The sequence below is a fragment of the Nocardia salmonicida NBRC 13393 genome, assembly GCF_001613085.1.
Lineage (GTDB): Bacteria > Actinomycetota > Actinomycetes > Mycobacteriales > Mycobacteriaceae > Nocardia > Nocardia salmonicida.
Genome location: NZ_BDBR01000027.1, coordinates 137,571 through 148,587, shown reverse-complemented (window position 1 = coordinate 148,587; position 11,017 = coordinate 137,571). Strand labels below are relative to the sequence as shown.

The following is an 11,017-nucleotide window of genomic DNA, read 5'->3' as shown; positions in this document are numbered from 1 at the left end:
CCCTGCCCGAACCCGCCGCGGGCGAGGCATCCGCCTCCGCGAGCGCGGCGGCCGAGCAGGGCGCGCGCATCGGCATCGCCGAAGACACCCGCATCGTCATCCCGGCCCCCAGGGCCGAGATGCTGGTACTGGTGAAGGGAATGTGACGCGGCGAACCCTGCGCCCGGCGCGCGAGACGCTGCACACCGCTGATGAGAACGGATAGATTCTCATCAGGCGTCGATCGGTCCGGTCATTCCGGTTCGGGTGCCGCATGGTGAAGGATAAGCACGTATCTGGTGCGTGACGGTCGCGTACCACCAGTCGCACGAGCGACGCACAGATGGAGGCGGGATCAATCGATGGCTAATCCGTTCGTGAAGGCCTGGAAGTACATGATGGCCCTCTTCGACTCCAAGATCGAAGAGCATGCGGATCCGAAGGTCCAGATTCAGCAGGCTATCGAGGAGGCGCAGCGTCAGCATCAGGCGCTGTCGCAGCAGGCGGCATCGGTGATCGGTAACCAGCGTCAGCTGGAGATGAAGCTGAACCGTCAGCTCGACGAGGTCGAGAAGCTCAACGCCAACGCCCGTCAGGCCGTCACCCTGGCCGATCAGGCGCAGGCGGCGGGCGACACCGAGAAGGCGATCCAGTACACCAACGCCGCCGAGGCGTTCGCCGCCCAGCTGGTCACCGCCGAGCAGTCGGTGGAAGACCTCAAGGTGTTGCACGATCAGTCCCTGCAGGCCGCCGCACAGGCCAAGAAGGCGGTCGAGCAGAACGCGATGATGTTGCAGCAGAAGGTCGCCGAGCGCACCAAGCTGCTCAGCCAGCTCGAGCAGGCCAAGATGCAGGAGCAGGTCTCGGCCTCGCTGCAGCAGATGGACTCCACCCTGTCCGCGCCGGGCTCCACGCCCAGCCTGGACGCCGTGCGCGACAAGATCGAGCGTCGCTACGCCAACGCGCTCGGTTCGGCCGAGCTGGCGCAGAACACGGTGCAGGGTCGCATGATGGAGGTGCAGCAGGCCAGCGTCCAGATGGCCGGGCACAGCAAGCTCGAGCAGATCCGCGCCTCCATGCGTGGTGACGCGTTGCCCACCGGCAACACCAACGCGGCGATCGACCCGGCGCAGCCCCAGGCCGCACCGGCGCCCAACATCAACAAGGGCCAAGCGGCTCAGCAGTAAGCAGTACGTGGAGTCCGGCGAGGGCGCGGAAACCCGGCGGCGACGCCCGGTGGCCGCGCCATCAACGGTTTCCGCGACGACCGGCACCCGGGGGAAGGACACCGATGAGCGGGAAACTACGGCGCCAACGTGCCGAGATCGTAGAACCGGCGATCGCGCAGGCCGCCATGGCGGGCTCGGTGCCCGCGACCCTGCGTGGGGTCGGTGAACAGGCCCTGGTCGCGGTGCGGCGCTGGGCCGACCCGCGTGAACGTGAGTTACGCCGTCGGCGCCGGGTGCGCAGGCGCAGTTTCCAGCTGGGAACTGTTTCCGGCATCACCACGGTCGGCGCGGTCGGACTGGCCGTGATCTCGGCGCCCGCCTGGGCGGTAGTGGTGATCGGCGGTGGCGCCGTCGCCTTCGTCACCGGAACCGCGCTCACCGCGCGCCGGTATCTGGAATTGCGCGGCAAACCCCTGCCGCAGGCGGCGTTCGTCGCCCGCAAGTCGCCCGGCCTGCGCTCGGCCGCGCGCGCTCCCATCCAGCGCCTGATCCGCGCCGAACGGGCGCTCTACGACCTCGGCGCCCAGATCGCGCGCACCCGCCGACTCCCCGAAGACGAACTGCGCGACCTGCTCGAGACAGCCCGCTCCGGCGCAGGCGCCCTGCACGCGCTCGCCGCCGACGTGGTCGCGATGGAACAGGCCGCCGACACCGTCGGCCGCGCGAACCCCGACACCGTCGCGGCACTGAAATCCACCGTCGTCGGCGTGCTCACACGCCTGGAAACCGGCGTGGTCGAATACGAACAACTGGTCGCCGCCGCGGCCCGCATTCTCGCGGTCCCTGAAGACTCGGTTCTCGCCTACCAGTTCAACGGCATCGTCGCCGACCTTCGCGAAGCCGCCGACCGCCTCGACGGTTGGGCCCAGGCTCTCACCGAAATGGCGGACCAGGGCACCGACTTGTTCACCGGCGGACGGGATTCCTCCCGCTAGGACCTCACAGACACCCCTATCGATCGGCACGCCGGTCGAGGACGCGGCGTGCCGATCGATAGGTCAGGCTGGTGCGACGGCCTGACGCAAGGCTGCGAGCTCCGCGGCGCGGGGGTCGGTGACAGTGGCGGATTCGGGGACGTCGAAGATGCGGACGTTCTTCTCGTCGGCGGTGAACGGGGCCCAGCCGGTGGTGCCGTCGGTGGCGAAAGCGACCCACGCGGCGTGCATTTCGTCGGCCAGGGACTGCGGCGGGGTGGGACCGGTGAGGGAGTGGGCGTCGTCGATGGTGTCGAAGACGAACGGGATCTCCAGTACGTGGCAGGCGCCGAGCCCGGGAAGGGTTGTGGGCCAGGCGAATTCGTAGACGTGGGTGGCAACGGTGGCGGCGCCGGCTTCGGCGAAGTCGTAGGTGCCCGCGCGGAAGCTCATGTCGGTGAGGATGGCGTTGAAGATCTCGGCGGGGGTGGCATCGGGACGCTCGGTCGAATACGTCTGGGCGACCGCGGGATCGATGCCGTAGCGGGTGAGGACGAAGGGCAGGGTGTCGCCGGTGATGGCGGCGGCGAGCCCTGCGGGAACGGTGAAGAAGCGGAACTCGTCGGCGGTGGTGCCCGCGATGAGGGGGACCGCGCGATCCGGGTGTGCGAGAAGAACCTCGGTCGGTGGGCCTTCCACGATGTCGTTGTCGATCACCGGGAACAGGCTCATGATGCCGCCGCCCAGTTGGATCACCGATCGGCCCCAACGCTGCGGATCGGGATCGGTCATCAGGGCCAGCCCGACGGCGTTCTGGGCGGTACGCAGCTCATCGGGGCCGAGTGCGCCGAAGTCCTGTGCGGTCGGCGAGATTCCCAGTTCGGCGGCCAGCGCGGCGGACACCTTGCGCGCGTCCTCGGCGTCGGCGGCGACCGCACCGTTGCCGCTCTGCATGATCGCGCGGCGGAACAGCCCGGTCGTCTGCCGTGCGGCGATCAACGCCGCCACGCTCATCGCGCCCGCGGACTCACCGAAGATCGTCACATTGTCGGGATCGCCACCGAACGCGGCGATGTTCTCGCGCACCCAGCGCAAGGCGAAGATCTGGTCGTGCAGTCCACGATTCGACGGCGCGCCCTCGATCTCGGCGAATCCCGACACCCCGAGGCGATAGTTGATCCCCACCATCACCACACCGTCGCGGGCGAACGCGGTCCCGTCGTAGATCACGCGCGCGTTGGATCCACGGACGAACGCGCCGCCGTGAATCCACACCAGCACCGGAAGACCCGAGGCGGCGGGGTCTGGCGTCCAGACATTCGCGTTGAGGTACTCGTCGCCGGGGATGTAGTCGCTGCCGAGCAGGGCGTGGATCGGTGCGGGGTACGGCGTCTGCGCACAGGTGGCGCCCATCTCGGTCGCGTCTCGCACGCCTTCCCAGGCCGGTGCGGCCTCGGGCAGCTGGAATCGTTTCGGCCCGACCGGCGCCGCCGCGAACGGCACGCCGAGAAAGCGGGTGACGCCTGCCTCGGTGTGGCCGCGTATCGCGCCGCTCGTGATCGTGACGATGGGTTCCATGAAAGTCCTCCTACGCGCAGTGATCCCCGATTATGGACGCTTGTCCGGGTCGCCGTCAGTCGTTTGCTTACGGAACGAGTGGCCCGTCCAGCACCCGCTCGCCCGCCGCACGGTCGCCGTCCCAGATGAACTCGGGGTGGTCGGCGGACTTGCGGGCCCACAGGGCCAGGAGCAGGTCCGATGCGGTGCCCGCGAGTTCGGCGACCGGCTCGCCGGGGCCGTAGGTCCAGCTCTTGGCGGTGTCGGTGGCCCGGACCCGCAGCGCCACTTCCGGTTCGACCGCAAGGCCGCGGTGGATCATCCGGGGCGCGAACAGCTCGAAGACCTCGTCGATGCCGTCGACAGCGAGATCGGGGTCGAACGGGTCGGCCTTGCCGAGGGCATCCTGACCGTCCCACAGGTGCATGAGCGTCTCGTGGGCGCGGCGCCGACGCCAGAAACCGACGGTGCGCGGCATGGACCGGGTGAAGGTCCAGGCCTCCTGGTCCTCGTCCGCGGACAGTGAGGTGACCAGGGCGTCGGCGGTCGACTCGTACCACTCCCGCAGGGCCGCGGGATCCTTCGGTGCAGGCTCGCCCTCGAAATCGCCGCGCAGCTCGGCCACCGCGGTGACCACCCACAGATTGCCGCGCCCGACGTGATCGACGAGGTCGTAGACCGTCCAGTCGCCGCAGGACGGCACCGGCGTGGCGAGATCGGTATCGACAGTGATGAGCTCACCGAAGGCGGTGAGTTTCGCACAGAGCAACGCCAAGTAGTCCATGCCGAACACGGTAGCCGGGGAACCGCTGCGGCGCCGGTCTCGGGGTGAACCCTGATCTACACCCGGATATCGGTGCTGACCTGGTGATCTATCGGCCACGGAGTGGCAGCATCGAAGATATCGGATCGCGCGAGTGCGGTCTCGGAGCTGGCGAGGAGTCACATCATGGTTCTGAAAGTCATCGGCATCGTCGCGGTCGCGGTGATCGCGTTCTGGATTCTGGGTGCGCTGATCGAGGCGCTGATGCCCATCCTGGTGATCGGAGCGATCGGTACCGGTGTGTACCTGCTGTACAAGGCGGTGTCGGGAAGCGACAAGACCCCGATCAGCTAGTCGCCTGTGGATAGCATGGCGGGGTGGAACAGGTACCCGAGGACTGGCAGCGCGGACTGGTGATCGTCGCGCATCCCGACGACATCGAATACGGCGCCGCCGCGGCGGTCGCGCGATGGACCGGGCAGGGCAAGGACATTCGCTATCTGCTCGTCACGCGGGGCGAAGCGGGGATCGCCGGGATGCCGCCCGCGCAGGCCGCACCGTTGCGAGAGATCGAGGAGATCTCCGGAGCGCGCGAAGTCGGCGTGCACACCGTCGAATTCCTCGACCATCCCGACGGCCGCATCGAGGAAGGCCTCACCCTGCGCCGCGAACTGGCCGCCGCGCTGCGCAGGCATCGCCCGGAAATGGTGGTGCTGTTCAACTTCGGCGACACCTGGGCGCCGGGCGTGGTCAACAGTGCCGACCACCGCGCTGTCGGCCGATCGGCGATGGACGCGATCTCCGACGCGGGCAACGAATGGATCTTCCCCGAACTCGCCGATCTGCCACCGTGGTCGGCGCGCTGGGCCGCCGTGGTCGGCCCGGTCGCCACGCACGCGGTGGATGTGAGCGCTCATCTGGAGCAGGCGCGCGCGTCGTTGTCGGCGCATCGGCGGTATCTGCAGGTTCTGAGCCCGGTGCCGGTGGAGGAGCAGGTGCGCGAAATCGTCACTTTCGCAACGGGTCCCAAGCAGGGATTCCCCGCCGAGCACGCCGTCGGCTTCGAACTGTTCACCTTCGGCGGCTGATCAGCGGGCGGCGACGCGATCGACGACCGGGCGCCAATCCCGCAGGGACGCAACGTATAACCCGACAACTTTGCCCGCGTCGTCAGCCCTGCGCAGCGCCAGCGCGGCGGTGAAATCGGGGTCGGTGCGGAAGGCTTCGACCTCGGTGGGCGTCATCGGGCCACCCTGGGCGATGAGTGTGCGCCGACTCGATGCCGACATTGCGCAGGCGTGGGTCGAATCCGTGGCCGCCAGAAAGCGTTTCGCGACCACATGGAGTTCCACCAGTCGTGCCACGCGTGCACCGAGCAGACCACGGACCGCTTCGGCTCCGTGCCTGCCGTGGCCGGCGTCGTCGCCGGGGACCAGGACATGGCCGATGTCGTGAAGCAGGCCCGCGACCTGGAGTTCTTCGTCGTCGGGGTGATCGCGGCGCAACAGTTGCGCGCACTGCCGATCGTGATCGAGGATGTCGACGGGATCACCGGTGCGGTCCGCGGTGTCCCAGGCGTCGGCGCACCGCTCGAGGAGTTCGAACAAGTCGTCGACGGTGTCGATCGGGGCGACGGGGGAGCCACCGGCTTCCTTGATCCCGCTGGGCTCGACCGGAAAGGAACCGGACCGCACACGATCCCCGCTGCCGGATTCGCTGGGGTAGTGCCGGTGCGACCGGTCGGGCGCGGTGAAGTCGGGACTGTCGGGTTGCACGTGATCGCTCCTGCCGGTTTCGACGCTGTGGTGCGGCGGTCAAGGTAGCGCAGAAACCGGAGTTCGGTTGTCCGAGGTGGGGGCGGCCTGGGGATATGGCAGGGTGGGCGGATGCGAATAGCTGTGGTGGCCGGGCCCGATCCAGGGCATGCGTTTCCCGCGATCGCGTTGTGTCTGCGATTGCTGGCCGCGGGGGACGAGCCCGTGTTGTTCACCGGGCCGAGATGGCTCGATCAGGCGCGCTCCGCGGGGATCAGCGTGCGCAAGCTCAAGGGCCTCGCGCCGCGCCCGACGGACGACGACACCGACGCGGGTGCCCGGATCCACGATCGTGCCGCCCATATCGCCACCGAGAACCTGCCCGAACTCAGCGCGATGCTGCCGGACCTGGTCGTCTCCGATGTCCTCACCGCGGGCGGCGGGATGGCGGCCGAGCGACTGGGACTGCCGTGGGTCGAATTGTCACCGCATCCGCTCTACCTACCGTCGAAAGCCTTGCCGCCGATCGGCAGTGGCCTGGCGCCGGGGGAGGGCGTGCGTGGTCGCGTGCGCGACGGTGTCCTGCGCACGATGACCGCGCGTGCGGTCCGCACCGGCCACCGTCAGCGCTCCGCGGCTCGCGAAACCATCGGCCTGCCCGCCGAGGATCCCGGTCCCGCCGCGCGTCTGGTCGCCACCCTGCCCGCCCTGGAGATGGACCGCCCCGACTGGCCCGCCGACACCCACGTCGTCGGACCGCTGCTGTGGGAACCCACCGACGCCGTACTTCCACTGCCCTCGGGTGACGCCCCACTGGTGATGGTGGCGCCCTCGACCGCCCACACCGGGGTCGCCGACATGGCCGACATCGTCCTGGCCGGCCTGGCCGGACTCGGCGTGCGCGCGGCCATCTCGACCCTCGACACCCCACCCGCCGAACTCCCCGACTGGGCTACCGCGGGCCTCGGCCGCCAAGACGAATTGCTCACCCACGCCGCGGTCGTCGTCGGCGGCGGCGGACACGGCCTGCTCGCCAAATCCCTGGCCGCAGGGGTGCCGGTGGTGACCGTCCCCGGCGGCGGTGACCAGTGGGAGCTCGCCAATCGTGCGGTACGGCAGGGCAGTTCGGTGCTCGTGCGACCGCTCACGCCCGAGGCGGTCGGCGCCGCGGTGCGGCAGGTGCTCGACGACCCCGCCTACGCCGCAGCGGCTCGGCACGCCGCTGCCGGTCTGGCTGAGGTCGAGGACCCGGTTCAGGTCTGTCACGACGCCGCGAAGCGGTAGTCGGTCGCCGACGGTCGCCGGCCGTCGCAAACATCGCTGGGCTGAGCGGGGACCTGTCGGCGCTCGCCCAGCGCGAGTATCTTGGGCAACGTGCGATTGACCGAATTCCAGGAGCTGATGCACACCGAGTTCGGCGTGGCGCGCGCCGACGCCATGCTGACCGATCACGTGATACCCCAACTGGGGCGCACGGGGGCGGTAGCGATCGACAACGGCGTCGACCCGCGTGACGTGTGGCGAGCGTTGTGCGCCGACTTCGACGTCCCCCCGAACCGGTGGTGATCAGGCAATGGCCGTGACAACGCAGAACTCGGACACGCGACCGTATCGGTTCGACGAGCGGTTGCGGATGATCCCGGTCGACGCCGAGAACCTCGCGGCCCGGGTGGCCCTCGCCGACCCCCATGATTTCCCCGGCCTGCGCAGGCTCGGCATCGCGTTGATGCTGCTCGGTCGCTACGACCAGGCCCTCGACCGGCTCGATCAGGCCCTCGAACTGGCCGATACCGAGCAGCGCCGAATCACCGTCTGGATCAATCTGGCCGATGTCTACCGGTACCAGGGTGAACCGTCGCACGCCGAGATCCTGTACCGCCGTGCGCTGCACGCCAGTCGCGCGCTCGATCCCGATCTCGTCTCCTTCGCCGCCCACCACCTGGGCAAATCGCTGGCCGAACAGCACCGGCCGCGGGAGGCGCGTGAGCTGCTCAAGGAGGCCATGCGGCTGCGGGTGGTCGACGGCGATTCCGAGCTCATCGAATCCACCCGCGCGGCCCTCGACCACCTCGACGAGCTGGCCCTGCCGCTCCCGCCGGTCATCGAGACCCTGCTCGGGCCGGTGCCCGCGTGGTCGCCGGAGCACGAGGGTCGTGGCGGCAATCTGGTCCGGTCGGGCGGGTACTGGATCAAGCGTGGTCCACGGGCGGTGGCCGAGTACGAGCGGCTGACCTGGTTGCGCGACAACGGGATCGCCGTGCCGGAGGTATCCGCGTTCGCCGAGGACGTCCTCGTGCTCGCCGATGCCGAGGTCAGATCGTTTGCCGCACAATCTGATTCGGTCGAAGCCGCCGCGATCGGCACGCAGATGGGTCAGGCCCTGCGCGCGTTGCACGACCTCCCGGTGGCGCAGTGCCCCTTCGACGGCGGTCTCGACGTCGCCCTGGCGCGGGCCCACCGCAATGTGGTCGAAGGCCTTGTCGACGCAGCGGATTTCGACGACGATCACCGTCATCTCTCGCCCGCGTTCATCCTCGCGCGACTGCGGGAACAGCGCCCGGCCACCGATGATCTCGTCGTGACACACGGCGACTTCACGCCGGGCAATGTGCTCACCGGCGGCGTGCTGATCGATGTCGGGGCACTCGGCCGCGGCGATCGCTATCGCGACCTGGCCCTGGCCGAGCGCGACCTGGCCGAGGACTTCGGCGCCGAGGCGGTCACGGCGTTCTACACCGCCTACGGCCTGACCGAACCCGATCGCGCCAAGCTCGACTACTTCCGGCTGCTCGACGAACTGTTCTGAGAACCGCTGCTCAACTGCTCTTGGCGTAGTGGCGCGCGGCCTTGGTGCGATTGCCGCAGGTCGCCATGGAATGCCAGCGTCGGGTGCCGTTCTTGGACGTGTCGTAGAAGAACAGCACGCAATCGGGGTGCGCGCACTGGCGGATCCGATGCGGGGCCTCGGTGATCAGGTGCAGCAGATTGTCGGCGGCGAGCCAGCCGGGTAACCACACCGGGTCGTCGACCTCGGGGATGTCGCGGGGGCCCTCGTCGGTGAGTTCGCGACGGATGCGCCCGTGGTCGAGAACCCGGTTCAGCGCGGTGTGATCGGCGCGGGTCACAGCGTCGTGCACGGCTGCGCGCGCGGTGTGCAGCGCGGTGAGGGCATGGTCGTCGACGGGTACGCGATCGGCGAGCCCGATGAGCTCCAGCCAGGTGCGCAGCCCGTCGAGATCGGCGAGCAGATCGCCCGGCTCGGCGCCCGCCCACCGAGTGTTGAGTAGGTCGAGAGCAGGGGGTTCGCCGGTGTGCGGACGGGGATCGCGCATGCCCGAGGTTATCAACACGACCCTCCTAACTGTCTAAAAGTATTTCAAGGGTTGACGAAGTGGAGGAGCTCGTCCTATGTTCTAACTGTTCAACAATCCATAGATGGTTAAACATTCCGGGAGGAAACCATGACCACCGTTGCCGCGCCTGTGCTCACCACCGGCCATATCGGACTCAACGTCGCCGACCTCGACCGTTCCGTCGACTTCTACCGCCGAGGACTCGGCTTCGAAGAGCTCGGCAGCGGCGCCGACGGCGAGCGGCGCTGGGCCTTCCTCGGCCGGGACGGCGCGCTGGTGCTTACGCTGTGGCAGCAGAGCAGCGGCGAATTCTCTACCAGCACACCGGGGCTGCATCACCTGTCGTTCTAGGTCGACGATGTCGATACGGTGCGCGTCGTCGAGTCGGCGCTGCGTGCGCTCGATGCCGAGTTCTTCCACGACGGTGTGGTCGCCCACGGTGAGGGGGCGTCCTCCGGCGGCATCTTCTTCGCTGATCCCGATGGCATTCGGCTCGAGGTCTTCGCCCCGCTGGGCGCCGACGCCGCACCCGCACCGGCCGGTCCTGCCCCGACCTGCGGATTCTTCTGACGAGGATGTTTCACCCCGGAGAGCTGGCCGTGCAGCACCGTATGGGACAGGCCGAGGCGGCTGCCAGGGTCGGCCGCTCGATCCGTACCGGGATCCCGGCGGTTGCCGCGTCCTTCCTGGCCGAACAGTCGATGGTGGTGCTGGGCGCCGCGGATCCGGCGGGGCGGCTGTGGGCGAGTCCACTCACCGGTCCCGCCGGGTTCGTGCACGCGGTCGGCGACGCGACCATCGACATCGACACGCTGCCCGAGGGCGCTGATCCGCTGTCGGTGGCGCTGTCGAGTGAGGTCGAGGTCGGGTTGATCGCGCTGCAACCGCAGCGTCGGCGGCGGATGCGCGTCAACGGCACGTCGGCGGTGCGCGCGGGTGGGATACGGATCACCACCGAACAGGTCTACGCGAACTGCCCGAAGTACATCTCGCGCAGGCAGATCCGGGAGTCCTCCGTGGTCGGAACGGCCGGCCCGGTACGGCGCGGTACGGCGCTGACCACCGCCGCGGTCGAGATGATCGGTGCCGCCGATACCTTCTTCGTCGCCACCGCAGACGGTGCCGGGCACGCCGACGCCTCCCACCGCGGCGGCAATCCCGGTTTCCTGCAGGTTCTTTCACCGACTCGGCTGCGCTGGCCGGACTACCGCGGCAACTCGATGTTCATGACCTTGGGCAACCTCGCGGTGCAACCGCGTTGCGGGCTGCTCGTCGCCGACTGGTCGGCCGGTGCGTTGCTCCAGCTCACCGGCCGGGCCGAATTAGTCTGGGACGCGGCGGCATTCACCGCCGGTGCGCAGTGCGCCGTCGATTTCACCGTCGACGAGGTGATCGAACGCCCCGGTGCGCTCGCTGTGCGCTGGGGACCGCCCGAGCTGTCCCCGAACAACCCTTGATCACACCGAAA

General features: G+C 68.9%; 12 protein-coding genes and 1 pseudogene. 9 read left to right on the top strand and 4 right to left on the bottom strand.

What is annotated here, in order from left to right:
- Nucleotides 1-341 precede the first annotated feature (341 nt).
- Complete coding sequence (gene pspA, locus NS1_RS24300; protein WP_062988009.1) at nt 342-1,166, top strand: phage shock protein PspA; 825 nt, start codon at nt 342-344, stop codon at nt 1,164-1,166.
- A gap of 104 nt (nt 1,167-1,270) precedes the next feature.
- Entirely contained in the window at nt 1,271-2,143 is an 873-nt protein-coding gene (gene pspM, locus NS1_RS24295; RefSeq protein ID WP_062988007.1) for a phage shock envelope stress response protein PspM, read from the top strand.
- A 63-nt stretch (nt 2,144-2,206) separates the two neighbouring features.
- Here the strand turns inward: pspM and NS1_RS24290 are convergent, their stop codons facing one another.
- Nucleotides 2,207-3,700, bottom strand: a complete 1,494-nt coding sequence (locus NS1_RS24290; protein ID WP_062988005.1) for a carboxylesterase/lipase family protein — start codon at nt 3,698-3,700, stop codon at nt 2,207-2,209.
- A 67-nt stretch (nt 3,701-3,767) separates the two neighbouring features.
- Nucleotides 3,768-4,463 carry a maleylpyruvate isomerase family mycothiol-dependent enzyme gene (locus NS1_RS24285; RefSeq protein WP_062988003.1) on the bottom strand — a complete coding sequence of 232 codons (696 nt, stop codon included), beginning with the start codon at nt 4,461-4,463 and terminating at the stop codon, nt 3,768-3,770.
- A 165-nt stretch (nt 4,464-4,628) separates the two neighbouring features.
- On the opposite strand from NS1_RS24285, the gene NS1_RS40925 reads away from it, so the two are divergent.
- Together NS1_RS40925 and NS1_RS24275 are read left to right on the top strand one after the other, a co-directional pair.
- Nucleotides 4,629-4,796, top strand: coding sequence for a hypothetical protein (locus NS1_RS40925; protein WP_165610229.1), 168 nt, complete (start codon nt 4,629-4,631; stop codon nt 4,794-4,796).
- 23 nt (nt 4,797-4,819) lie between these two features.
- On the top strand, nt 4,820-5,530 hold the full coding sequence (locus NS1_RS24275) for a PIG-L deacetylase family protein (protein WP_062987999.1): 711 nt from the start codon (nt 4,820-4,822) through the stop codon (nt 5,528-5,530).
- Here NS1_RS24275 and NS1_RS24270 read toward each other — a convergent pair whose 3' ends face one another.
- On the bottom strand, nt 5,531-6,217 hold the full coding sequence (locus NS1_RS24270) for an HD domain-containing protein (RefSeq protein ID WP_255284668.1): 687 nt from the start codon (nt 6,215-6,217) through the stop codon (nt 5,531-5,533).
- 111 nt (nt 6,218-6,328) lie between these two features.
- On the opposite strand from NS1_RS24270, the gene NS1_RS24265 reads away from it, so the two are divergent.
- From NS1_RS24265 to NS1_RS24255, 3 genes are all read left to right on the top strand, one after another.
- A complete protein-coding gene (locus NS1_RS24265) occupies nt 6,329-7,480 on the top strand; it encodes a glycosyltransferase (RefSeq protein ID WP_062987997.1) in 1,152 nt (383 codons plus the stop codon).
- Nucleotides 7,481-7,570: 90 nt separating this feature from the next.
- Nucleotides 7,571-7,762, top strand: coding sequence for a DUF3046 domain-containing protein (locus tag NS1_RS24260; RefSeq protein ID WP_062988054.1), 192 nt, complete (start codon nt 7,571-7,573; stop codon nt 7,760-7,762).
- Nucleotides 7,763-7,769: 7 nt separating this feature from the next.
- Nucleotides 7,770-9,002: a phosphotransferase gene (locus tag NS1_RS24255; protein ID WP_062987995.1), complete on the top strand. Its 1,233-nt coding sequence runs from the start codon at nt 7,770-7,772 to the stop codon at nt 9,000-9,002.
- A 10-nt stretch (nt 9,003-9,012) separates the two neighbouring features.
- Here NS1_RS24255 and NS1_RS24250 read toward each other — a convergent pair whose 3' ends face one another.
- The gene (locus tag NS1_RS24250) at nt 9,013-9,528 is read right to left on the bottom strand and encodes a CGNR zinc finger domain-containing protein (RefSeq protein WP_062987993.1); all 516 of its coding nucleotides are present in this window, start codon (nt 9,526-9,528) and stop codon (nt 9,013-9,015) included.
- A gap of 129 nt (nt 9,529-9,657) precedes the next feature.
- Between NS1_RS24250 and NS1_RS24245 the strand changes: the two are divergent.
- Together NS1_RS24245 and NS1_RS24240 are read left to right on the top strand one after the other, a co-directional pair.
- Nucleotides 9,658-10,119: pseudogene (locus NS1_RS24245) on the top strand (VOC family protein).
- A gap of 5 nt (nt 10,120-10,124) precedes the next feature.
- Nucleotides 10,125-11,006, top strand: a complete 882-nt coding sequence (locus tag NS1_RS24240; RefSeq protein ID WP_062987991.1) for a pyridoxamine 5'-phosphate oxidase family protein — start codon at nt 10,125-10,127, stop codon at nt 11,004-11,006.
- Nucleotides 11,007-11,017: the final 11 nt, after the last annotated feature.